Origin of the sequence: Robertmurraya mesotrionivorans, assembly GCF_050971805.1 — a bacterium.
Classification (GTDB): Bacteria; Bacillota; Bacilli; order Bacillales; family Cytobacillaceae; genus Robertmurraya_A.
In genome coordinates, this window is sequence record NZ_JBPCCH010000009.1 from 136525 (window position 1) to 159345 (window position 22821).

24 protein-coding genes, 2 pseudogenes and 1 other annotated feature are annotated in these 22821 nt (G+C 36.9%); of the genes and pseudogenes, 4 read left to right on the plus strand and 22 right to left on the minus strand.

Going from position 1 to position 22821, the window contains the following annotated elements:
- Positions 1–50: 50 nt before the first annotated feature.
- From ACRX5O_RS15615 to ACRX5O_RS15655, 9 genes are all read right to left on the minus strand, one after another.
- Positions 51–1232, minus strand: coding sequence for an acetyl-CoA C-acetyltransferase (locus tag ACRX5O_RS15615; RefSeq protein WP_433906786.1), 1182 nt, complete (start codon positions 1230–1232; stop codon positions 51–53).
- A gap of 213 nt (positions 1233–1445) precedes the next feature.
- Positions 1446–2012 (minus strand): hypothetical protein, encoded by a 567-nt coding sequence (locus ACRX5O_RS15620; RefSeq protein WP_433906787.1) that lies wholly within the window; start codon positions 2010–2012, stop codon positions 1446–1448.
- A 98-nt stretch (positions 2013–2110) separates the two neighbouring features.
- Entirely contained in the window at positions 2111–2950 is an 840-nt protein-coding gene (locus ACRX5O_RS15625) for a Cof-type HAD-IIB family hydrolase (RefSeq protein ID WP_433906816.1), read from the minus strand.
- An 8-nt stretch (positions 2951–2958) separates the two neighbouring features.
- Positions 2959–4209 carry a tyrosine--tRNA ligase gene (gene tyrS / locus ACRX5O_RS15630; protein WP_433906788.1) on the minus strand — a complete coding sequence of 417 codons (1251 nt, stop codon included), beginning with the start codon at positions 4207–4209 and terminating at the stop codon, positions 2959–2961.
- 44 nt (positions 4210–4253) lie between these two features.
- Positions 4254–4459: a binding site (T-box leader), on the minus strand.
- Positions 4460–4463: 4 nt separating this feature from the next.
- Positions 4464–4985 carry a MarR family winged helix-turn-helix transcriptional regulator gene (locus ACRX5O_RS15635; protein ID WP_433906789.1) on the minus strand — a complete coding sequence of 174 codons (522 nt, stop codon included), beginning with the start codon at positions 4983–4985 and terminating at the stop codon, positions 4464–4466.
- A 77-nt stretch (positions 4986–5062) separates the two neighbouring features.
- A complete protein-coding gene (locus tag ACRX5O_RS15640; protein ID WP_433906790.1) occupies positions 5063–5377 on the minus strand; it encodes an MGMT family protein in 315 nt (104 codons plus the stop codon).
- Between the two features lie 105 nt (positions 5378–5482).
- The gene (locus ACRX5O_RS15645; protein ID WP_433906791.1) at positions 5483–6229 is read right to left on the minus strand and encodes a hypothetical protein; all 747 of its coding nucleotides are present in this window, start codon (positions 6227–6229) and stop codon (positions 5483–5485) included.
- 198 nt (positions 6230–6427) lie between these two features.
- The gene (locus tag ACRX5O_RS15650) at positions 6428–6745 is read right to left on the minus strand and encodes a putative quinol monooxygenase (RefSeq protein WP_433906792.1); all 318 of its coding nucleotides are present in this window, start codon (positions 6743–6745) and stop codon (positions 6428–6430) included.
- A 112-nt stretch (positions 6746–6857) separates the two neighbouring features.
- A complete protein-coding gene (locus ACRX5O_RS15655) occupies positions 6858–7064 on the minus strand; it encodes a hypothetical protein (protein ID WP_433906793.1) in 207 nt (68 codons plus the stop codon).
- Between the two features lie 106 nt (positions 7065–7170).
- On the opposite strand from ACRX5O_RS15655, the gene ACRX5O_RS15660 reads away from it, so the two are divergent.
- Positions 7171–7362, plus strand: a complete 192-nt coding sequence (locus ACRX5O_RS15660) for a DUF5370 family protein (protein WP_433906794.1) — start codon at positions 7171–7173, stop codon at positions 7360–7362.
- 80 nt (positions 7363–7442) lie between these two features.
- Positions 7443–8117: a hypothetical protein gene (locus tag ACRX5O_RS15665; protein WP_433906795.1), complete on the plus strand. Its 675-nt coding sequence runs from the start codon at positions 7443–7445 to the stop codon at positions 8115–8117.
- Positions 8118–8147: 30 nt separating this feature from the next.
- Here ACRX5O_RS15665 and ACRX5O_RS15670 read toward each other — a convergent pair whose 3' ends face one another.
- The 7 genes and pseudogenes from ACRX5O_RS15670 to ACRX5O_RS15700 form a co-directional block, all read right to left on the minus strand.
- Positions 8148–8513 (minus strand): nuclear transport factor 2 family protein, encoded by a 366-nt coding sequence (locus ACRX5O_RS15670; protein ID WP_433906796.1) that lies wholly within the window; start codon positions 8511–8513, stop codon positions 8148–8150.
- Positions 8510–8859 (minus strand): annotated as a pseudogene (locus ACRX5O_RS15675) (PTS sugar transporter subunit IIB). The gene ACRX5O_RS15670 and the pseudogene ACRX5O_RS15675 overlap by 4 nt, the downstream one beginning before the upstream one ends.
- Before the next feature lie 67 nt (positions 8860–8926).
- Positions 8927–10546: an ABC1 kinase family protein gene (locus ACRX5O_RS15680; protein WP_433906797.1), complete on the minus strand. Its 1620-nt coding sequence runs from the start codon at positions 10544–10546 to the stop codon at positions 8927–8929.
- 94 nt (positions 10547–10640) lie between these two features.
- On the minus strand, positions 10641–11246 hold the full coding sequence (locus ACRX5O_RS15685; protein ID WP_433906798.1) for a DUF3267 domain-containing protein: 606 nt from the start codon (positions 11244–11246) through the stop codon (positions 10641–10643).
- A gap of 102 nt (positions 11247–11348) precedes the next feature.
- On the minus strand, positions 11349–13460 hold the full coding sequence (locus ACRX5O_RS15690) for a putative bifunctional diguanylate cyclase/phosphodiesterase (protein ID WP_433906799.1): 2112 nt from the start codon (positions 13458–13460) through the stop codon (positions 11349–11351).
- A gap of 197 nt (positions 13461–13657) precedes the next feature.
- Complete coding sequence (locus tag ACRX5O_RS15695) at positions 13658–14134, minus strand: GNAT family N-acetyltransferase (RefSeq protein ID WP_433906817.1); 477 nt, start codon at positions 14132–14134, stop codon at positions 13658–13660.
- A gap of 9 nt (positions 14135–14143) precedes the next feature.
- A pseudogene (locus ACRX5O_RS15700) lies at positions 14144–14650 on the minus strand (GNAT family N-acetyltransferase); the annotation flags it as partial.
- Between the two features lie 227 nt (positions 14651–14877).
- On the opposite strand from ACRX5O_RS15700, the gene ACRX5O_RS15705 reads away from it, so the two are divergent.
- Positions 14878–15423 carry a GNAT family N-acetyltransferase gene (locus ACRX5O_RS15705; RefSeq protein ID WP_433906800.1) on the plus strand — a complete coding sequence of 182 codons (546 nt, stop codon included), beginning with the start codon at positions 14878–14880 and terminating at the stop codon, positions 15421–15423.
- Positions 15424–15460: 37 nt separating this feature from the next.
- Here ACRX5O_RS15705 and ACRX5O_RS15710 read toward each other — a convergent pair whose 3' ends face one another.
- The 6 genes from ACRX5O_RS15710 to ACRX5O_RS15735 form a co-directional block, all read right to left on the minus strand.
- Positions 15461–16096, minus strand: a complete 636-nt coding sequence (locus ACRX5O_RS15710) for an FMN-dependent NADH-azoreductase (protein ID WP_433906801.1) — start codon at positions 16094–16096, stop codon at positions 15461–15463.
- 145 nt (positions 16097–16241) lie between these two features.
- Complete coding sequence (locus tag ACRX5O_RS15715; protein ID WP_433906802.1) at positions 16242–17708, minus strand: DUF4153 domain-containing protein; 1467 nt, start codon at positions 17706–17708, stop codon at positions 16242–16244.
- A 69-nt stretch (positions 17709–17777) separates the two neighbouring features.
- Entirely contained in the window at positions 17778–18413 is a 636-nt protein-coding gene (locus ACRX5O_RS15720; protein ID WP_433906803.1) for an HAAS signaling domain-containing protein, read from the minus strand.
- On the minus strand, positions 18394–18741 hold the full coding sequence (locus ACRX5O_RS15725) for a PadR family transcriptional regulator (RefSeq protein ID WP_251517842.1): 348 nt from the start codon (positions 18739–18741) through the stop codon (positions 18394–18396). The genes ACRX5O_RS15720 and ACRX5O_RS15725 overlap by 20 nt, the downstream gene beginning before the upstream one ends.
- A 244-nt stretch (positions 18742–18985) precedes the next feature.
- Positions 18986–20434, minus strand: coding sequence for a 4-hydroxyphenylacetate 3-monooxygenase, oxygenase component (gene hpaB, locus ACRX5O_RS15730; protein WP_433906804.1), 1449 nt, complete (start codon positions 20432–20434; stop codon positions 18986–18988).
- Between the two features lie 137 nt (positions 20435–20571).
- Entirely contained in the window at positions 20572–21621 is a 1050-nt protein-coding gene (locus tag ACRX5O_RS15735; protein ID WP_433906805.1) for an NAD(P)/FAD-dependent oxidoreductase, read from the minus strand.
- 511 nt (positions 21622–22132) lie between these two features.
- On the opposite strand from ACRX5O_RS15735, the gene ACRX5O_RS15740 reads away from it, so the two are divergent.
- Complete coding sequence (locus ACRX5O_RS15740) at positions 22133–22723, plus strand: guanylate kinase (protein ID WP_433906806.1); 591 nt, start codon at positions 22133–22135, stop codon at positions 22721–22723.
- The last annotated feature ends 98 nt before the right edge of the window (positions 22724–22821 follow it).

Genomic DNA, 22821 nt, shown 5'->3' on the forward strand with positions numbered 1-22821 from the left:
TTTAGCTATTTAATAGAAGAAACAAAAAAGCGTAGATATCTACGCTTCCATTATCTATGCTCTATTACCATTGCAATTCCTTGGCCACCACCGATACATAAGCTAACAACAGCAAACTGACCATTTCTCCTTCTTAGTTCATAAGCCGCAGATAGTAAAATCCTTGCTCCACTTGCACCGACCGGATGACCTAGCGCAATCGCTCCACCATTCACGTTTGTTTTCTCTCGGTTTAATTCCAGTGCTTTTTCCACCGCTAAATATTGAGCCGCAAATGCTTCGTTCACCTCGATTAGATCCATATCAGCAAGACTAAGGTTGGCACGTTGTAATGCTTGAGTAATTGCCGGAACCGGACCAATACCCATTATCGTTGGATCTACTCCTGCCACGGCCCAGGAAACAATTCTTGCAACAGGTTTTAGGCGGTTTTCTTGAATGGATTTTTTACTAGCAATAACAAGAGATGCTGCACCGTCATTAATTCCTGAGGCATTTCCGGCTGTAACGGTTCCATCTTTTTTAAAAGCAGATTTAAGAACTTGAAGTGCCTCTATATTTGCATCAGGCTTAATATGTTCATCTGCCTTAACAACCTGAATACTCCTTCTTGTTTTCACCTCAACAGGTACAATTTCTTCTTCCAAAATTCCCATTCTGGCAGAATTTGCCGCTCGCTGATGTGATTCTGCGGCAAATTGATCCTGCTCTTCTCTTGCAATCTCATACATTTGGGCCAGCTTTTCAGCAGTCATCCCCATACCGCATCCTGTATACTGGTCTGTCAATGTTTCCAGCAGCATGTCGTCAAATTGGAGATTCCCCATTTTAGATCCGCCAAAACGCTGTGAGAAATTAGAGTAGGGAGATTGCGACATATTTTCTGCTCCTCCTGCAAGAACGATGTTTGCATCACCTACTAAAATATGCTGTGCTGCTGTTACAACGGATTGAAGCCCCGAACCGCACAATCGATTTAAGGTGAGCGCTGGAACCTCTTGAGGAACTCCACTGTGTAATCCGACATGTCTTGATAAATAGGATGCATTTTTACCAGTATGAATTACATTTCCATAAATTACATGATCTATCTGACTCGGCTCCACCTTCGAACGACGAAGTGCTCCAATAGCACTCGCTGTCCCTAGCTCCGTAGCACCCATTTGTGAAAACACACCACCAAATTTCGTAAAAGCCGTACGTGCGCCATCTACGATATATACATCTGTCATTTTTGGTTCCCTCCCCGCATTTTGGTTTCCTGTCTGATTCTTTTTTCTGCCTATGAACACCGAATGATGGTAAACGCTTTTAAACACTATCTTATTTTGTACACCAACTGAGTATTCTGAATATTCAATACAAAAATAATGTATCAAAGGTTTACCTATTATATCAACCCATTTAAGTACAGAAAAAAACGGAAGTAGCTTCAACTACATCCGTTACACACTTTTTTCTTGCATCCGCATAAATAGCTTGGTAGCAAGATAGGCAATAAAAAATATTACTACATACAATAAAAAGACAAGCGGAATATTAACCCACTTATACATTTGAAACAAATCTAGACTAGTTAATAAAGGTTTAAAAGCAAAGCCAAAGACTGCTGCTGTAAGAGTTCCATATAAATAGAAGTTCTTGTTCTTATTTAACGTCCACTGGAAAACGAGCATGGCTCCAATTGGGATAATGGATGCATCAAGAGAGATGCTAGGAAGGTATGGCACTAATTGATAGGGATAACCCCAAAGACCACTTCTTACTCCAAAAATCTCTACATAAGCAAACAATACATGAGTCGCAAAACCGAAGAAACAAACGACAAATATCTTCGTTCGGTCGATTGTAAAATATAATAGAATTAACGGTAGGATGAGCATTAACAGGATAACCCAAAATTGCCATGCCCCAAAATCGGAATAGGTTTGCCAGTAATCTGTAAATTCTCTCGTGACCTTCTCTTGATTTGAAATTAATTTCTCAAAGAACTCACTTTGATGAGTATTCAAAACAACCATCCTTCTCTTCACTTTTTTCATAGTTTTCCCAAAAAGCCGAAAATCATTAACACATGAAAAAAGCTACCATAGTGGTAGCTAACAATGATTTAAATTAATTGATATTTTTTAAAACTATTATAAATGCCATCGTTATCATGCGTATCTGTGATATCATCGGCAGCATCTTTTAATGCTTTTTTCGCATTGCCCATCGCAATGCCTAATTGTACAAACTGCAGCATCTCTAAATCGTTCATACCATCTCCATACGCGTATGTGTGCTCCCGATCAACTTGTAAATGTTCAAGCAATTTCTCAATCGCCACCGCCTTATGAATTCCAGGTACAGATAATTCTCCACTATTCTCTCCAAAAAGCGGAACCGTACTTGGTATTACAGTAAATTTTGATGAGAATTCTTGCTTGATTTTTTCAATGGGAACGTTAGAGCCTAAAAAAGAAATTTTATTTATATCATCACGAATTAAATCCTCATTATCAATTAAGCAATCATGAAAAGGCTGAATTCCCTTTTTGACCTCTTCTTCGGCATTTGGATTTTCTGCTAAAAAGTTATTAATAATCCCTTGTATATGCTTCTTACAATTCTTACTTGCAAATAAGCCCCCATTTGACTCAAGATAAAAATCTATTTGATGTTTATTGAAAAACTCAACCAAATGTATTACATCTTCCGTAGAAACTCGCTCATGAATTAAGACTTTTTCATCTACTTCAATGTAACCTCCAGCAGCACCAATAATCCCATCAAACCCGATTTCCATGATATCATGAAATAACTCTGCCTTTGAACGGCCGGTACAAATAAATACTTGATGTCCATTTTTTCTCGCCTGTTGAATGGCCATTTTCGCTGATTCAGGAACTACTCCGTGTTCATTTACAAGTGTTCCATCGATATCCATAAAAATTACTTTTTTCAATATGATCACCTTTACTTGTTTAATTGTAATTGGACGAATTTCCGTTTACCGACTTGAATAATTAAACCGTCAGTAATGGTTAAATGAGAATGGATATCTTCTACCTTTTCTCCATTTACTCTAACACCCTTGTTCTCTATCATTCGTCTTGCTTCACTTTTCGAATTCAACATTTTTAGTGCTAACAAAAGCCCAATCAAGGACGTCTTCGTTTCCCCTTCCCATTTCACGGTTGGGATATCATTTGGCATTGAGCCTTTTTGAAAAACTGAAATAAAATTTTGTTCTGCTAATTCAGCTTGTTCTATTCCATGGTACATGCGTACAATTGTTTTGGCTAGTAACATTTTTGCATCTCTAGGATGTAAATCCCCATTATTTATTTCCTCTTTCATGACTTGAACCTGTTCAGGCGGTATATCGGTTACCAAATCCAAGTATTTAATCATTAACTCATCTGGAATCGACATCGCTTTTCCATACATCTCTTTTGGACTCTCATCAATACCAATGTAATTTTTCTTAGATTTAGACATTTTCTCCACGCCATCAAGCCCCTCTAATAGAGGCATTAACATGGCCACTTGCTTTTCATTCCCAAACTTCTCTTGGAAATGTCTGCCCATTAAAATATTAAAATGTTGATCCGTCCCACCTAGTTCAATATCACATTCTAACACTACAGAATCGTACCCTTGCATTAATGGGTAGAAAAACTCATGCAAGGAGATGGGCTTTCCAAAGGCAATTCGTTCTTCAAAGTCGTCTCTTTCTAGCAGCCTAGCAACCGTAATTTTTCCCGCCAATTGGATAACATCCTCAAAGTTTAGCTTGGATAACCAGGTAGAATTGTAATGAAGTTCGACCTTAGACATATCTATAATTTTGGCAAACTGTTCGAAGTATGTTTTGGCATTATGCTTCACTTCTTCATCTGATAATTGTTTTCTTGCCACTGATTTTCCAGTAGGGTCACCAATTTTCCCAGTAAAATCACCAATAATTACTTGAATGATATGACCATTCTCTTGAAACTGCCTTATCTTATTTAACACTACCGTATGTCCAAGATGAACATCAGGTGCAGATGGGTCTAATCCAAGCTTAATTTTTAAAGGCTTATTTTCTTTTACTGATTTGGCTATTTTCGCTTCAAGCTCTTCGGTCGGGATGATTTCTTGTACTCCTTGAGTATAAATTGCCATCTGCCTTTTCACTTCTTGCTTTTGTTCCATCGTTAGTTCCTGCAATAACTTTGTCATCTCTACTTCCTCCTTTATATAAATAAAAAAACCACATCCCTAAAAAAAGGGACGTGGTTTTTGCACGCGGTACCACCCTAATTGAAGAATCTAGTTCTCCCACTTAACGAATAACGGATCGTCCGTTCTTTGCTCGGCAAAGACAGCTCAGGGAATGTATTTCATGTTATCTTTGTGTCGATTCACACCAACCACCGACTCTCTGTTACAGGGAGATAACTACTACTCGGTTTCCCGTCATCACTTTTACTATACTAAAATTTATTTTCCTTTATAACTCTTCTCAATAGTGAAGAAATACTTCGTTGCTCAGCTTCAGACAAACTTGAGACTATATCTACTTCTCCCACATGAAATCGTGGATAAAGCTCTTCCATCACTTTTTTCCCCTTTTCGGTTAAAACAACATACGTAATTCTACGGTCTCTTTTATCGACTTTACGATAGCAGAGCTCTTTTCGTTCTAGCGTATTCGTAATATTGCTAATCGTTGCCTTTGATACTCCAGCAGACTCAGCTAGTTTTTTTGTCTCTACAGATTCCCAAATCCACAAATCATAAAGAATCGAAAACGACGTCCACGATAATCCATATTCAGATAAGACATCTCTTTCCATCTTATTTCTTAAGCCCTGTGCAATACGATATATATTAGTCACTACTGCAATTGCTTCTATATTTAGTGAATGAATTGGCAATTTTGTAAGAAGATTAATAGTGTCAATCTCTTCAGGAAGTAAATTACCATTTTCGTTAAATGAGTGAATATTTCTCACCTCTTAATTTTCATAATCGTTAGCTATGAAACGATATTATCAAAAAGATAGAGAAATAGCAACAACTAATTGCTAATCTATTTCCCTTCTGGGTACCACTGATATTTATCTAAACAAACCATCCCCGTTTCGCTTACTTTCACTCCCTCGCTTTGCAAGGATAAGACTTGATCATGATAAGAAGAATCATCCTGGATAGAGATATGCCCTTTAGCATTTAAGACACGATGCCAAGGTAAACAATGCTTTTTACTCATCGAGTGAAGGATGCGAACAACCTGACGAGCAGCTCTTGGACTACCGGCAAGTCTGGCAATTTGACCAAATGTCATTACTTTTCCTTCGGGGATATTTTTAATAATCATTACTACTTGCTGTGTAAATGGCTGCATGTGAAATATCCCCTTTCTTTCCATCTAATAATTATAACATTACTTAAATCAGACCTATATAAAAAAAGCTGAGGGCTACTTAAATAGCACCTCAGCTCCCAGTCTTTATTCTCTTATACCACCCTCATACAATACTTCAAAATAACGATTAACAGCATTCCCAGAATCATTGGTAGCAGATATTCTAAAAAAATTATAGGCTGGACTATTTTCATTAAATACAAGATTCTTTTCAAATGAACTAGTTAAGGTCTCCGTCACTTCATCCCCAAATCCAGAAGCACCAAATAGTAAGAAATCAGCATCTGAACTACCTTTAAAGGTGATGGTATGATCTCCTTCAGGTAGATGCGTTACCAAATTAACAGGATTATCGATTGTTAATTTAGGAAGAGTAGTATTTGGTGCTTCTTTGAACGATAGCCCTTTAAGCGTAAATTTGTAAGCAAGAAGTGACGGGTCTTCCGGTGATTCAGCAGGATTGGAAGTGACAACAAACATATAGTCACCTGCTGGTAATACATCTCCATTACCATACATGGCTCCCCAATTTGGATCAGTAATGATAAAATCCGAACCAACTGTATTCGGTCCCCAAATTACATTAATCGTGCCTTTTTTAGTGGTAGAAAAAAGATAGTAATGTGTTTCAAGGTCCCGATATATATTTCCTTTCCATTCAACACTTGTGATTTTCTTTTTTTCTTTTACTTCTTTTGCTACCTTTTCCTCTGCCTTTGCAGAAAGATCCAATACCGGGACGGCTTTTGCAGGTAAGAAACTTGGTGTTAGAAATAGCAACACCATAAAGAGTCCGATCCCAATAAGTAATAATAATCTAGTTTTTAACATTCCGCCTTGCACCCTTTCCTAACAATAAATGGGTGGTTTATCCAACGCTATGATGTTTGCTGTATCTGTTTCCACTATTAAGGTAGACGGGATTTTTTTGTTAATGTTACATATTTTTCACACAAAAAAAGACCTTACTAAATAGAAGATCTTTTGATTAAATATGCGGCTTGTGAATAGATATTTAAATTTTTTTCATTATGATTTCACTTGAGAAGATTTTCCACCCATTGGCTTTAATGTACTTATTCGTTCCATGCCCGTAATAATTGGCTTCGCTTGTTTGATTAAGGTTTGTGTTGATTCAAGCCCAAGAGAAGCTTGGTGAGCATCTTCATTTTTCCACTCTTCGTACACAAAAACTGAGTTTGGCTCTGAATCAGATGTACTTACTAAGTACACTTGACATTCGTCTAAATCATTCATTGACTGAGCAGCTTCTAGCAAAATCCTTACCATTGAGTCACGTTCCCCTTCTTTGACGGTAAACTTACCAAACAAACCATAATTACTCATAAAACCAGCTCCTTTTTATGGAAATCCATATAATACATTCTTGAAAGGCATGTAATTGTCCTTCTTTACAGAAAAAAACACTTCTCCCTATTAGAAGAAGCGTTGGTGTACATTACTTTTTCTCTTCAAAGTAGTCTCTAAAGTCTTTCGTATCTGTTAGGTCTTTATTTTTATAATAAGGATTATCTACTGTAGAATCCTCAGGATCTAAATTCGTTTTAATGACTAGCATAGGTGCTTCTGTATGTTTTGCGATTACACGATCATCTAGTTGTTCAAAATCGGGTAGTTTATCGCTTCCAGGTTTTCTTGGTTCCACGTTCAAACACCTCCTAATGATAGGATGCTTTAAAGAATCAGAACTATGTACGAAAAAATTCAGTTAGGTAAATACTATTGTTAAAAGGCCTAGGAGGGAATAAAGTTTGGGAGCAATTGAAAGAAATGGCTGGACGTTTGAGACCGAATTTAGCGTGATTCAACAAAAGGGATCGATTCAAGTGTATCATCATGGTGATTTTAAAGAAGAAATTACCTTTAATTTTCACGGGAAATTTCCGAACCACGATGAAATAGAAAAGATCGTCGATATTTATTGTGAAAGCCACCATATTTAATATTGGTTTTTTATGGTACGTTCCTTAATGAAAAAGTAGGTAATAATATGAACGATAACCTTGAAAGGGAGGGATTTTCTATGTCTTTAGAATGGTTTGACCGAGTAAGTGGCGAATTGCAAGATCATCTAGAGTCAATCTGTGATAAGTATGATCAAGTGGGGCATATGTCTGTTGATCGTGGTGCAAAACATCCACGAATGGAGTTTTACGTAGAAACTGAGGACGATGATCGCGAGTATTTTTGTACCCTTTATTTCGATCCACATAACGAAGAGTTCTACATTGATTCGATTGATGTAGAGCTTGGGCAAACGTCAAAAACAATCCTTGCTGATATTGAGGACATAATAGATGCGGTTCATGAAAGTTTGCATGACTTTATGAATGATGATGATTTCGATGATGATGATTACTACGAAGTGGACGACGATGACGATGTTGAAGTTGATTATGTTCTCATGGACGATGAAGATGAAAGCGATGATATACTAGAACAAGTTGATGTCGAGTGGGAAACGCCAGAAGTGACGGCCTTTATGTACGAAGATGAAATTGAAGTTTCCTACCAATTCGGTATTGTCCAAGAAACAGGGGACGGTGTTCTCCGCAGAGTAAACCGAATTTGGACAGATGACGACGAGTTAATTAGAGACGAAACCAATTTTATCTTCTCTAAAGAGGAAGCGAGTACGATTATCGCCATGATCGCGAGCCATATGGATTCCTTATCTGACTTTAACTATGACCGGTAAACTGCAGGTAGATCACTCGATTTGAGTGATCTATTTTTTTAACTCATCGGGTTCTTGATCCGTAATCGTCCCTTGGTGAAAATAAAGCTGCCATCTGCCATCTATCAGTTTCCAAATGGAACTTCTAAGGGTATTCCGGTTTCTTGTTGTATCTTTTATAAAATAGGTGGATAATACGACATCATTTGCTAAAGGATGAATTTCGTAATTGTGGAGCGTCATTTCTGTTAATACGACACCCGTCACCAGACATTCTTTTTTCGTAAACATGGTACCCGAACTGCCAATTTCAAAAAAATCATCTGCTAATATTTCATCTAGTTTTTTCTTACTTCTTCGGATTTCAAGATTGGTATGACTCTCCTCTAACTGTCTTAAATGCTCTTTTAAATTCATCTCAAATCCCCTTTTGAGAAATTTTTATTAATTAATTCATTTGCGAATGTTAAAACGGCTTCACCATTACAAGTTCCGTAGTGCATGGGTTGAATCATATCTATCGGAAGCGAAACCCCTCTTTTTGTGCTAATTTTTGAAAGTCAGGAAGTAAATAACGTACCTGCGGAGCAACGAGTAATACATCTGCTTTTCGTAAATGTTCTAAATGCCGCTCAACCTCTCCAACACCAATTGCCCAAATATGATAGGCATCCTCTCCGTATTGCTTCGCTACTTCCTGCATTTTTTTTACTAATAAACTTGAGGAATATCCCCCACCACAGCATAAAAGGATATGTCTCATTATTATTAAGCCTCTTTTCTTTTTATAGTATAAAATGAGATCACCAACTTAGCACACTCCCCAATACTCATCCCCGCTTCCTCTCCGGCATGTATTTCATCCATTTTTTCTGCTTATAGCTCGCCACCCAATAGCCTACAAAGGAGGCTGCCGATAATCCCACTCCTATTTTCCAAATGAAAGGGTTCATTACATACAACCCAAACCCTACACCCATTAAACCGACTAACAAAAGCTGAAACATTTGTTTTTTATGATTTTCTTGAGTGATAAATAAAAATTCTCTTCTTTGTTCGGTTTCCTTTTGTTGCTCAAGCTTTTGCGGTGATTGAAGAAATTCATTGGCTGAGTGAAGTATTTTAAAGATCGGTTGTGATTGTAACCACTGCCAGATCAAGGTCCATTTATTACTTTGGTTTCTAAGCCATTCCATGAACACAGGCTTCCCAAGATCGAGTGGTTCTTCTTCTGGCGCCACGTTTCGTAAAATCCCCTCTATCGTCCCAACAGACCGTCCTAAAAACACGAATCTTGTTGGCACCTGAATTGGAAGGGCTTGAATCATGTCGTTCATTTCTAATTTTAAAGCAAGCAGGTCCATATTTTTCAATTCGCCCATTTGAAAGGACAATAGCTCAGATAAAAGTCTCTCCATTGTTCGTGGATCCGCATCTGGAAGCAAAAATCCTAATTGTGCCAAACACTCTACTGCTTTTTTGTAATTCTTGGCTAAGAATGCCTCAATGAGTGATTGAAAATAGGAGGCATCTTTTTTACTGATTTGTCCTACCATTCCAAAATCTAATAAAATAATTCTTCCTTCTTGACTAACCATAACATTTCCCGGATGGGGATCGGCATGAAAATAACCTGGTTCTAACCATTGTGGAAGGAAGAGTTCAATAAGTTCTTGTGCGATTTCTTTTCGACTAATTTCTACTTGTTCTAGTCCTTCGACATCCGTTAGCTTTATTCCTTCTACCCATTCCATGACAAGCACCTTGTTCGTACAAAGCTCTGGAAATACATTAGGTATTTTAACAGTATCATGATCCTTGAATCGAATATTAAATGATTGCAGGGCCTCCAACTCTTTTGCAAAGTCTAGTTCCCTCTCAATCACTTCTTTTAATTCCTTATATAACATTTGAAAATTAATAAATCCTTTAGGTACGGGTACAAAATGGTCAGCAAACCAAATGATGATTCGCAGTGTCCGAAAATCTATTTGAACGATAGATTGAATGTTTGGACGCTGAACTTTTACAGCCACTTTGGTTCCATTTTTTAATAACGCTTGGTACACTTCGCCGATAGAGGCAGATGCGATCGCCTCTTTTTCTATATATTCTACATACTGGTAAATAGAGCCTCCCCACTCTTTTTCAAGAATGTGCTCTATATCCTCCCATTTTGATGGCGGCACATGATCAGTCAGGTCCTCCATCTGTTTGATAAAAGCATGTGGAAGTAAATCTGAACGAATGCTTAATATTTGTCCAATTTTAATCAATAGTCCTTCTAATTCGAACAGAGTTTTCCGAAACCTCTCACCGATTTTCCCCCACAGTTTTTCCCACTCTGACTCAGGCTTTCTTCGTAGCTTGTACCAGTAGATTTGTAGAAAAATAGTAAATGCTAGAGACAACACCTTTGTCATACGAATGAACTTACTTTTAACTTTCATTCCGAATCCTCGTTTCCCTTTAAGAGTAAAAAAAGAAAGCATGTCAGAGATAGATTATTTATTTTAAAAACCTCAAACATCTCCATGCCTCCTCCTACAACTTCCAATACGTTCTTGGTCCACAGTTTACTATTACTGCATTCTTAGGTACTTGAAATAAGATAAGAAAGAGAACGAGCATATCAACCGAAGAAGCAAATGAGTTTATTAGAATTATGATTTTAATAGGCGTTGATAAAAATCCTAACCATCCTAGCACCACTGGTAATAAGATAGAAAGGAATATGTAAGGAGCAATCGAGATGATAATAAACCTGATTTTACTCATTTTCTCTTCTGTTAGTACAAAACCGCCAAACCAACTAAGTCCTATATATGTTTTTTTCGATTTAAGAAAATTAGGGATAAATACTAAATGTAATATCTCATGGATTACAACCAAAAGCCATAGAGCTACAACATAAAATAGGTTGAAGGTTATTTCTACTCCGTTATCTGTCATTCCAAATTCCTTGAGAGTTAAAGGATAAAATAGATTTACGATCGCAATCGTTATCCAACCAGTTAAGAACATGAACGGCAATGATAGTAAAATAGAACTCCATACATTTTTCGGTTCTCGTAGAGCAATCCAGCTTTTGGTAAGCAACTCTCTCTCTATAGTTTCATCAAAAGATGGGTACTTCCGACTGATTTTCATCTAGACCCTCCTTTACTTGTTGTACATGTATACGGATCCACTGTTACGCTGGTTTCATTTTTCTAATCAAAAAAACACGCGATTTTCCTTATTAATCGCGTGTTAGTCTTTATTTAACTGTTTCTCAAGATAAGCAATAAACTCATGATAAGGTAAAGGCTTTGCAAAATAATAGCCTTGCACTTCATCACACTCAATTGTCTTTAGAAAATTCACCTGCTCGATCGTTTCTGCGCCCTCTGCCAGTACCTTTAGGTTCAGGTTATGACCCAGGGTAACGATCGATGTCATGAGGGTATCTTCCTCTTTCGGTATATTTAATAGAAATATCCGATCGATTTTTAGACGATGGATGCTTAACTTCTTTAGATAACTTAGTGAGCTATAGCCCGCTCCGAAATCATCTAAGCTAATATGAATTCCTAATTTCTTAATATCTTCAAGTATTTGACTCGATTTTTCAAAATTAAACAGGCTGCCTTCTGTGATTTCTAAGTCTAATAACCTCGGTTCCAATCCCGTTTCTTTAAGAATTTTTTTAATATCTTGCAAGAATTGAGGATGCTGAAGTTGTACCGAGGATAAATTAACAGATACCCGTAAATCAAGTCCATACAACTCATTTATCTGTACCGTTTGCGTACAAGCCTTTTTCAATACCCATAACCCAATCTGATTAATTAAATGTAATTCCTCCGCAAGCTGAATAAACTTCAAGGGTGAAATAATCCCTTTCGTTGGGTGGTTCCAACGAATGAGAGCTTCCATCCCAATAGGTTTCCCAGAAATTAAGGAAAGCTGAGGTTGATAAAACACTTCGAATTGTTCTGCAATTACAGCGTGGTGAAGCTCAAGCTCAATGTCTCTCTTTTCATTGGATTCTGTAAGAAGATGGCTATTATATATCATGACTCTTTTGTCATTTTCTGAAGGAACATACATTTTGGCTAAATTCGCATTTTTTACAAGTGCGTTCCAATCGAACCCATCATTAGGATAAAAGCAAATGCCAAACTTCGGCGAGATATAAAAATCTCTACTTCCCACATGAATAGGGGTTGAAAATTGTTTAACCAACGATTCTGCAAAACTAACAATCTCCTGTTCAGAAGCGTGGTCCTTTACAATGATTAAATGCTCCCTTTCGCTCCATCTGACCAACTTCATATGTTCTTTCAAACTTGCTTGGATTCTTCTTATCGAAGCTACATACACATTATCGCATTTCGAATTCCCAAGTAGATCATCTATGGCATCCAATCCTTCAAACCCGAAGAGTATCACTGCAACTACTTTCTCTTCCCCCCACTCAACTAAAGGTAGAATGTTTTTTAGATAATTTCGATTAGGTAATCCCGTAAGTTCATCGTAATAAGCCATTTTACGAAGCTCGTTTTTATGTTTATTTGTAAGAATTCTTTCTGCTGAAGATAAAAGAGTGAGTACATAAATTAATACAAAGACAATGAAAATCAATACGACAAGACTTAAAACTTTCCATCTTTCATTTGCTTTGCGTTCCACAAATTGATATCCATCAAAATCAATTCCTAGAACAGATTCCACCTCTCCTTTCCCATTAAAAACAGGAATAAAGGCACCAATACTGTAACCCCATTTATCGTTTGTAGGTTCCTTCTCCATCGAAAATTCTCCATCAAAAGCACGTTTTAATTCAGGAATATCTTTCGTATAAATGGTCCCCATAGGTATATTTTTTTCAATTTCTCCACGAAACCTACCATCCTTGTTATAATCAGTCGCAGGGGCGACTACAAAGTATATTTGACCATTTTCATTCATTCTCATCGTATAAACAGATTGGACTTCTTTTATATGATTTTGCCATTCTGTCATTTTTTTATGGATCCGCGTATATTCCTTACTCCTAACTGTATCTGATTGATACAAAGTAGCATGACCTTCATTTCTTAGATCACGACTAAAAATAGTTCCCATATTTTTGGCCATGTCATAGTACTCGTTATACTCTTTTTCTCGTAAAGTACTATCTAGTACACATCCGAAAACCAAAAGGACCATTGATAATAACACAAATAATAAGGTGGGAGCTTTCCCAAACTGCTTAGGGGGTTCAGACAATTTTCTTATTACTAGTTTCCTTGAAAGCAGTACCACTGTCAAAATAGCTAGTAAGTTCACAAAAAGAAACAATAGTATATTAATATTAAAGTCTAATTCTAGGGAAGTCATACTATTTTCCTACTTTCACCGACTAATACTCTTTATATCGGTATTACCCTGCAATTTATTAAGTGCAACAGCGGAAAAATATCCCTCAATATAAAAAAGAGCTACCTAAATAGCAGCTCTTAGCTAGGAAAGTATTCCATCGGTTCCGTTGTCGGAACGTATCCATTTTTACGGTTGTAGGACGTGATATGTCTCTACTATATATGTAGGCTCATTACAAACTGTTCTCCGAGCGAACCAATCACTCTTCTACCCGTATCATGAAATCCCACTCCTACATACAGTTTTTGTGCGGGGATATTTTGGTGATTAACCCCTAGAACGATTTCGTCACAGTTTGGAAATTGATTTTGTATATATTTCTTTAGCAAACGCAATCCCTGTTTTGCATAGCCCCTCCCCTGTTTTATGTAATCAATGGAGAATGCCGTTAAAAGCATGGCATTGGGGTTGTTTGAATATTCCTTAACACGTGAAGTCGAATGCAACATAAAAAAACCAACTGGAATGTTATCTTCCACAATCACAATCGAAAATTGTCCCTCTTGTACATCTAGCGCTTTACTCGGCAAGGCAGTGAACTTCTCTTGATCGTTAGGAAGTTCAAAGGAAAGCAACCCTTCCCTATATTTAGGTTCGTAAAGATGAATACTGATATTCATTGTTTGACTCATTTGCACCCTCCACTCTTCTTCAAGAATGGCATAGTAATACTCATCCCACCAGCTATCACCATCAGGGATACATTTTTTAAAATATCCTTCCCGTCTCATCCCGATTTTTTCCATTACACGGTAGGAACCAATATTTTCAGGCTGACATGTAGCGATGATTCGATGTAACTTTAATTCCTCAAACCCATATTGCAAAACCGCCTTCGCAGCCTCTGAGGCAAAACCTTTGTTATAATAATCCGGATGAAACACCCATCCAATTTCATAAGTATGTTCGCCAAAGTAACGATGAAATACAATATGTCCGATCAGAGTATTACTTTCTTTTAAAATTACCGGGTACTTCTCAACCTTCTCCCCCATATTTTTCTCCACAAACTGCTTGGCATCTTCCTTAGTGAAAACCCCTTCTGGAATATACCTCATCACATCAGGATTTGATGTATATTCGTAAACTGCAAGGTAGTCGTTTTTATCAAAACCTCTGATAATTAACCGTTCTGTTTCTATGACCATCGTTGCCACTCCTATAAAACATGATGTAAATCTCCTAGACTAAACATTCGATATATATGGAAATATTTCCTTCTTCCTAATCATAGAGCTAATAAACTTTTATAAGAAGTGATTGCTGAATACAAAGAAGAACATTAAAATTAAGTTATCTAGATTTTAGGAGGCAAGATTTTATTGCGTAGCATGATGTGATTCCTTCATATAAATACAAAAAAAGGGAGAACAGTATGACGAATTTATTTATGGGGAAATTATTAAAACTTACTACGGTCCGAGCAGAGGATGCAGCGATTATGGCGTCTTGGGAGGAAAACTCAGACTATTTACGCAATCTTGATACGGATATCGCATACCCGCATTCGATTGCGGAACTTGAAGAGGATAAAGAACGAAGCCATAATTCAGCGTATTTTCGTTTACGAACGATAGAGGATGACACATTAATCGGCTTTGTGGTCATCCACTCCATTGAATGGAATAATCGGGTCGGTTCTTTAGCTATTGGAATAGGAGATACGAACTATCAAAATAAAGGTTATGGTAGTGAGGCATTACAGCTAATCCTTCGTTATGCATTTCATGAATTAAATTTACATCGAGTCGGTTTGGACGTCATTGGCTATAACAGTCGTGCAATCCGCGCATATGAAAAAGTAGGTTTTATCGAAGAAGGAAGAATTCGTTCTGCCATTTATCGAGACGGCCATTATTCCGATCGTATTATGATGGGAATTTTAAAATCAGAATGGGAACAACAAAATCTAAAACAATAGATCAAAAGAGCCAACGAATTTTCGCTGGCTCTTTGTTTTAAAATGTATGAGCTAAATCCTTTGCTCTTGCAATAGCATTCTCTTTGATTTCTTGTGCTTTATCTGGCATTGCATTATGACCTTCTACAAATAATCCTTCAAACGATGGCACTCCGTAAAATTGCATAATAACACTTAAATAACGGTGCCCCATTTCGAGGTCTGCAGCAGGCCCTTCGGAGTATATCCCACCACGCGCCTGAATATGTAACGCTTTTTTATCCGTTAATAAGCCTATTGGGCCTTCGGCTGTGTATTTAAATGTTTTCCCCGCAACAGAAACTGCATCAAGATACGCCTTCATCACTGGAGGAAATGAGAAATTCCAAAGTGGAGTAACAAATACATACTTGTCAAAAGAGATAAATTGATCACATAGTTCTCCAAGGCGCGCCACCTTCGCCTTTTCCTCTGAAGAAAGCTCGTCAAACCCTTTTCCTGACTGTAGTTTTCCCCAGCCACTGAACACGTCAACATCAATATGAGGAATATCCTCTTTGTAAAGGTCTAAGTGTAAGACTTCATGATCTGAATTCTTTTGTTTGTACGTGTCAATAAATGCTTTACCTACAGCCATACTATAAGACTGTGTGTCATCGTGTGGATGTGCAGTAATGTATAGAACTTTTGTCATTTTCTCATCTTTCCTTTCTTTCCTTTGTTGTGCATTCTAGTTTGTGAGAAAACGACTTTTGTATGCATCTAACTGAAATTTTTCAAATTTAAAAAGGGACGCTCCTTCGAATGCCCCTTTCCTTCCATAATACTCTTGTGATTAGTTACTTTTCATCTAAAATATTTAACTTTCCTAGCTCATTATACGTCTTCATTCGGATTAAGTTATAGGACTGCCAAGAGGTATTTTTAAAATAAAATCGTTCTGCTTTTCTCTGCTTAAGCAACTCTTCTAATCCTGGTATATTGGCTCCACTTTGATAAAGATCAATAAGTCCAAGTGTTCCTGTGTCTGAGAGATTATTTAAATAATAAATGTCAATTTTTCCGGTAGTTTCGTACCTCTTAATATTTTGTTCGACAACAAACTGGTCTATATTTACAACATTGATACCTACATAATAGACGAGGGCCGCAATGAAATAAAAATGAAACAAAGAAAGTTTCTCAAGCCAAATTTTCACCAGTGTATAAGCAAATACCACCGTTAAAAAGATCATAAACGAATGAGCAAGTACTCTTATAAAAGTAAAGCCATACGCCTCTTCGTACATCATCATACGCATAAACGCCGAGATAAGAAGAACAACACTTGAAAGAACTAAAACAGACAAAGCGATACGAATGAACTTCTTTAACGTACCGTATACTGTTCTCGAAAGTTGAATAGAACCTGTTGTAACAGATAGGTTGATCATGGTTACAAAGAGCAATTCAAAAAAACCGCGCCGTGCATATTCGGCATACGTATATCCATCCTCTAAAGAGCCACTAAAAAAGTACGTAAATTGTACGGCAACAAAAGCGATATACACGAAATCTAACAAAAGTAATACGGTCAGTGTAACGACTCCGTCCATCGATAAGGGCTTTAATGGTCCTTCTTTTTGTATGATTTTATTGTTCATTATAAATAGGGCTTGCATAAATCCGAAGAAGCCAAATGTATAAACAAGTACAATGATGGTTCTAATAACTAACTCCACATTAATGCTAAATAAATACGGAATCTCCATTACCAATCGTTCAAACTGGGCATCTGCAGAGATGAGAAGATTTAAAACAATAAACAAAACGGGAACGGATAAGGTAATACCTAGTATTATTTTTTTCCATACTTCAGTGTTCCTTTGATTCCCCTTCTTTGATAGGTTTGTAATGTATTTGGTAAAGAACACATGATAGCGCAAGCCATCAATTACACGTAGAAACGTGTAAAGGAAGAAATACAAATTATGCCAAACTCTATTTTTAGAGGATGTTACTAGAGACAAATGAAAGATCACAAGAGCTGGGATGACAACAATATTTAAAGCGTAAAAAAGCTGTGTGTCATAAAGATAGTATCCAGCTGTTAATAACCAAATACAGATTAATACGAAATATCCAACCCTTTGGTGTGAAAACGGAAACTTACGAAATCTCCAGAAAAATACCGTATAGAACAAAATGATAAAAACAAAATAGGATATTCCAATTTGATCTTTTAAAAAAGCCTCTTCCCCAACGATTCCTATAATGAAACATAGAGCCAAAAAGATCCAATCGTTTTTCAACAGTTTTTCATTCATCACGGTTTCCTCCATTTATATCGTTTTTCTATATACATAGTTTTACTATGTACTATGGCAAAAAAAAGCTCAGATTGACGCTTTTTTCCCCCAGCGATAGCTGATGATGCATACTGGATAAAGTAGAAGTGTTAAAAAAATACAGACGCCGATAAAGGTTTCAGTTAATAGTGGATGAAACCATTCACGTGGAATAAGATGGAAGACCGTTAAGACCATTAAAGTTACATTCGGTATTAATGCTAAAATAAAGGTCTTTTTCATAACCCTTTTCCCTTTATGACCAAAGCCCCTCCCAATCTCATATCCTAGAAGTGCCCAAAAGAACATATAAATGAAAGCAATGATGATAGGAAAGGACGTAAGATTAGACCATAAATTTGTCAGCCACTTCCAATCAAGAAGATTATGAGCAACTGTAAGAACGGCCCCACCTACAAAGAAAAGAATATTCACAGCAATAAACAACCACTTCATATTGCTCGGAGTAAAAGAAAGCTCTTCTTTCCATATCGCAGCAATCTCTTCTGGTGTGCCAAATCTTGAGTAGACTTCTTCCCGAATCTCGTCATACTCCATTTTGTATAAACTTAATAAAAGCTCATCCAGATGCATTTCATATTCAGCTATAATGGTTTCCTTCTCCTTGTGGTTTCCGAGGCTTTCTTCCAGGCTTTCTAAAAACTCACTCTTCAGCCGTTCCATGTTTTTTTCTCCCCATCATCTTGTTCATTACTGAAACAAAATCATTCCACTCACGTGTTTTTTCCAGCAGCATCTCTTTTCCCGCTTCTGTAATTTTGTAATATTTTCGAGCTGGACCTTTCTCCTGTTCTTTCCAGTAGCACTCAATATATTCCTGCTTTTCAAGCTTATGTAGTGCCGGATATAAAGTGCCCTCTTTCACTGAAAACTCATTTCCGCTTCTGCTTTCTAGTTCTTTAACAAGCTCGTAGCCATACATATCTCGCTCTTCTAAAAGCTGAAGTAACAAAAGCGAAGTACTACCTTTAACCAATTCACGATTAAACATCTTCTCACCTACCTAGTTTTTTTAGGTATATAGAAATTCTACATCTAACTTTTCTTCCTGTAAAGGTATTCTTGATAAAAAAAATTATTCACATTAATACCTCCATAAGAAAACGCTTTAGTATGCTTAGACTTCGTTGTATCCATCCTTAAGATTTTCATGTCAACATAAACTTTTACTAAAAACCGACTGTTTTTTCACTAGTAAAAAAGCATCTACCAATAAAAGCAGATGCTTGCTACTGTTATTCCTTTTTCTGATTACTATTTAGTAGGGATTTTGCTAAATTCACAGCAGATTCCTTAGAGTAGCTATTATATAGCCCAGATTCTAATCGAACCGGATCTCCAAAAAAGAATCTTTCGTATTGTTTTTGTCTTCCCCCAAATGCACTCAAACAGACATCCCATGCTAAACGAAACAATTGGGTTCGTTCTTTGGCTTCGCAAGACGCACCTTGTAGATATTGGTCCAGATCTCCACGTATGGGAGATTCAAAGTCTTTTTCAGTTGGAATCGATATTAAACCACTTGCTCCTAACGTTTCTAAAATTTCAATGAATCTAGGATACAATCGTGGAAAGGTGGTAATGGCCGCCGATAATGGATTAACATCAGGAACCATCCTCCCTCTCTTATCAAGCTTCGCATTCATCTCCGAACTCAGTAATAAAGCTTTTAATGTCTCTAGTGCGGATATGATCTCGCTTACCTTTCCTTGAACATGCGTATAGCTTCCTATATCAATCGAATCCACAATCAACTGTGCGAGTCCCAAAAGAAACTCTGTTTTCACCACCTGGCGAGCAGTTGCTTGGTGAAGTAAAAAAGTAAAATACCTTGTTTCACTTGCTAGTTCCATAGAAATGGAGTAATCGTTGTATAAAAATACCCGTTCCCAGGGGACCAAAACATCGTCAAATACAACTATGGTATCCATTTCTTCAAATCTAGCACTTAGTGGATGATCAAATGCGGAAGAGCGATAACGAAAAGATTCTCTACAAATAAATCGTAAATTTGGGGTGTTACTTGGGATACTAAATGCGTAAATATATGATTCTCCGATATACTTTCCCCCGATTGGTAAGACGAGCAACTCATCTGTGATTCCACCTTGAGTAGCTAACAATCTAGCACCCTTAATAATAATTCCATCGCTCGTTTCCTTTACCACTTTTGCGGAAATCGGATGTTCTTCATCTTCAAAATAAAGCATGGATCGATTCACTTGTGGGTTCACAAATGTATGAGCAAGCGTTAAATCATTTTCTCTAGCACGCTCATACATTTGTAATATATGTTTTCCTATTAAACGCGAATCTTGAAAATGATCCCAGGCCGTTCCAAGAGCCATCAGGCAGGAATTCATATAATCTGGTGACCTTCCCATCATTCCTCCAGACAACTTCGCCCATGCTTGAGTAGAAAGCCTCCTCTTTTCAAGATCTTCTTTTGTTCTCGGCTGCATGAATGACGTTCCTACCCGTTCTCCACTTACTGGAGAAACGTAGGTCATCAAATCCATGTGATCTTTGTTCATCTGCAAGTCAAACAGTGCTGCTTTACTTTGTAAAATGCCTTTAAACGCCTCGTGATTACAAATATCTGTAATTCTATTCCCTTCAAGCCATATCTCAGGTTGAAGTTGCCGAATTCTTTTCAAAAAATCCTGACCATTTATTGCAGGCAAAAAACACACCTCCGTTCAAAAGGTTTATAAATACATATGTATAAACCTTGAGATATTGCTTTTCCATATCAATATTATAAAAAAAAAGAAGGTTAACCATTTCGTTAACCTTCTTCGCACACAATAATATTTCTTAACTATCTAACCAATTGTTTCACTAGCTCCCGATTACGCTGCTTGAACACATCATTGTGTGAAGAAACCATTGCTGCTTGATGAGCATCTGGTTCGATATATTTCTTTGCTTTATTCACAGCGTTTGCAGCATCTTGGAAGGCTCCCGCAATTAAATTCAGTTTCCCATCAAACTTAAGAATATCACCTGCCGCAAATAATCCAGGAACCGAGGTTTCACTACAAGAGTTCCCTTCAATATAAAAATCCTCGAGCATATTGATATGTAAATGGCTGTTTTTCAAAAGGCCCGTATCCTGTTCATAACCGTGATTAATCACTACCACATCAACAGATAACAGAGTGACTTCCCCAGTCACGTTATTAGTAATCTCTACCTTTTCAATCATCTCCTGATTGTTAGTAGCTATTAATTTCGTTATGGACGTGTTACTTAAACAAGTCACAGAGCTATTTTGTAATTGGGACACTTGTGCTTCATGACCTGACATTTTGTCTTTTCGGTATGTAATGTAGACTTTCTTCGCAATAGGTTCTAGCTCATTTGCCCAATCGAGCGCAGAATTTCCCCCACCTGAAATTATTACGGTTTTATCCTTAAATTGCTTTAATGATTTCACGGTATAGTTCAAATTCGATACCTCAAACCGTTCGGCTCCTTCTATGTTCAGCTTTTGCGGTTTAAGGATTCCACTGCCAACGGCAACAATCACCGTTTTCGAATAATGAAAATCGCCTGAAGACCCTTCAAGAACAAAAATCCCATCTTCAGTCCGTGAGATAGAAACAACCTTTTCGTTAAGTACCACGGTAGGGTTAAAAGTAAGTCCTTGTTCAACCAGTTGCTCGATGAGTTTTGCTCCAGGAACTGGTGTCATCCCCCCAACATCCCAAATCATTTTTTCTGGATATACATGAATCTTTCCACCTAATTGGGGCTGAAATTCAATTAGTTTCGTCTTCATTTCCCTTAAACCACTATAAAAAGTAGAGTACAGCCCTGCCGGCCCACCTCCAATTATTGTTACATCAAAAAGATCCATTTTCTCCATTGTCACACACTCCTATATAACCAATTGTTATTGATTATCATTCTCATTAACTACAACTATACGACCTTTTTAACGTTATGACAATCAAAATATTCAAAAAAAGGGCAGAAAGTGAAGTAACACACTTTTTTGCCCTTTTAAATTATGCTTTTAATACATCGTGATGCACATAGCGTTCTCCCTTGATCTCGCTAATCACATTAATGGCTACCATTTGTGTCAAAGATAGTACTCACAATTCTCTCTTCTGTCAAATTATCTTACAAAAACGGGGAAATCTCTTGCGTTTTTCTCCCTAATTTGGCATTCTTAAGTTATCAGAATATTTTACATAATTATTATATATGATGAAACCAAATGCCTCCTAGATTCGTCTTCTAATGTATGTAATTCAAATATTTGTTATCAACTTATTAGGGATTTTTCTGTTATAATAGTATGATATAGGTATTTATTTGAATCCTCTTACTTTGTTTTAAACATTTTAAATATATTTTTCAGGAGGTAATCTATGTACGAAATTAAAGATAAAGAAAAATTATTTATTTACACAGGTCCTGATGGTTCAGGAAGAAAAACGATTGCTAAAATGGTTGCTACTGCTTTTGACATGGAAACAGTTCTTTCTTATACCACTCGTTCACCACGTCATTACGAACAAAATGGAGAAGATTATCATTTTATTGATGAAGCTACCTTCAAGAAAATGGAGGACAATGGAGAATTTCTTGAGAGCGTAGAAATTGATGGTTTCCATTACGGAATACGTGAAGAAGATATTGTTAAAGCCTTTGAATCGCATAATCTGGTTTATTTGACACTCAATCCTGAAGGTACTGAAAAATTGAAGGAAATGTATGGTGACCGTGTTATGCGGTTCTTCATTTATGCAGATCGTGATACGGTTATTTCCCGTCAAAAGGAACGTCAGGACAATGAGGAAGTTATTAACCGCCATATGTCTCATTATGACGAAACTATGGCTTATAAAAATAGCTGTGAGCATGCATTTGAAAACTATGATTCACCACAAACTTCTTTCCGCATTAGTGAAGTAATTGAAGCTTTCCTTGATAGAGACTTCGTTGTGACAGATTATTAAAAGAAAAGGACGATTGAAATATGAACTATAACCCGAATAATGGACACCTTTTAAAAAGGGACGTTATTCGGGTTTTTCTATGTCTTATAAAAAGAGAC